We start from the raw sequence: 1,575 nt of genomic DNA on the forward strand, positions 1-1,575 counted from the left end.
GCCAAGACCGCCCCGCACCCAAACCCACCCCGCTACAATCCCCACACCCAAGCCGTTGACCAGCAGTAATGGAAAAGTACGGCTGGAGTACTAGCGCTGTTGCCTGCTCTCGAGCCAAACGCTGACTTCACGTCGGAACTCCCGGTCTTCGTCCTTCCTGGCGAGCCGCTCCGACTCCCACTTCAACTCGCGCAGGACCCCTGGAGAACCGGCGGGATCGCGTACCGCGTACACGGCCGCACCCGTTTCGTACGTGTCGGCCAGGAGCCAGACGCTGTTGTCCAGGGCCAGCATGGCGAAGCCGGGGTGGCCGGCGCGGATGCCGAGGAACGTCGCCGCGCCGGCCCCCATGATGTCCCACCGTTCCAGCAGGCGGACCCGGTGCCAGACGTGCATCGTGCGTCGCCGGCGGTCTTCCTCGGCGGTCCAGGTTCCCCTGGGCAACATGAGGAGGAATTCGCGATTCTCGTCGATCAGGCCGGAGGACGTGGCGAGGTCGTACCAGGCCTTGTTGAGCCGCTCCACGAATCGCGAGTCCTTGTACTCGACCAGGCAGAACCCGAAAACCCGCTCTCGTTCGTACCCCAGGACATGCGGTATCGCCGAGCCGGGAACCGCGTCGGGTATCACCTCAAGCCCGGCTCGCAGCAGCGGTCCGATCACCTTGCGATACCTCTCCTGCCGACCCAACCCGTTACCCCCTACCCCATGCCCTGTTCGGCTGGATCGTGCCGCACTCAGCTATGGCCAAGATCGCCCGGACAAGTCCTAGCGATCGCGTCCAAGTCAAGGTCAACTCGCCGAGCTGGTCAGGACGCAGTTCGGATAATCGTTGTCCGGATCGCCGACGGCGACCCAGAGCTTCAGGACCTTGCCTTGCCTCAAGGCGGCGTAGGGGTCGGGCTCCCGCTCAAACGTTTCGGGGTAAGCGGCGTCGAAGCCCACGGGGTGAGCGGCGTCGAAGGAGACAGCGACGACGCTTTGCTTCTTGTTGGAGCCTTGGTCCCAGGTGCCTGTTCCGGTCCAGGTCAAACTGTCGTACCAGTCGACGGCGACGCAGACTTTATCGGCGATGAACGTCCCGTCCTGCTTCAGCGTGAGGGTGCCGCCGTCGGCATCGGTCCACGTGGTCGCAAGTTCGGCTGGTTTCAGAACGACCGGTTCGCCGTCGGGCGGCGGCATGACGGTGAATCTGCCGCAGGCCGTCAGGGCGAGGGCCATGGCGAGCGAGATCAGCGCAGTACGACGGTAACGCAACACACTCCACCCCTTGCGGGTTCTGCAGGCCGCGTGCGCGACCGGTGGACTCAAGAACCCACGCCGTACCCTGACACGGAGTTTGAACATGTTCAAGTCCCAGTCGTCGGCGGCCACTCCTCACGAGGCGCGAGGCGGTACGGCAGCGAAGTACCGCAAACCACAGCGGCCGATCCCGGCCGGGCGGCAAACAGTCCATGGGGAGCACCTTCACGAACCGCTCCTTAGCCTTGATCCACCGACGTGGTTTGGGGAGCGATCTTGCGACCGGTTTCGAGCCGGTTTCAGGTCGGCGGTTGGGCACGGCCAGGATGTAGC

2 protein-coding genes are annotated in these 1,575 nt (G+C 64.8%); both read right to left on the reverse strand.

The annotated features are described in order from the left end of the window. Positions 1-90 precede the first annotated feature (90 nt). Entirely contained in the window at positions 91-663 is a 573-nt protein-coding gene (locus ACFU6I_RS48630; protein WP_384381019.1) for a hypothetical protein, read from the reverse strand. A gap of 129 nt (positions 664-792) precedes the next feature. Beyond that, positions 793-1,260, reverse strand: a complete 468-nt coding sequence (locus ACFU6I_RS48635; protein WP_384381021.1) for a hypothetical protein — start codon at positions 1,258-1,260, stop codon at positions 793-795. Positions 1,261-1,575: the final 315 nt, after the last annotated feature.

The sequence above is a fragment of the Streptomyces sp. NPDC057486 genome (assembly GCF_042802415.1).
GTDB classification, from domain to species: domain Bacteria; phylum Actinomycetota; class Actinomycetes; order Streptomycetales; family Streptomycetaceae; genus Streptomyces; species Streptomyces yanii.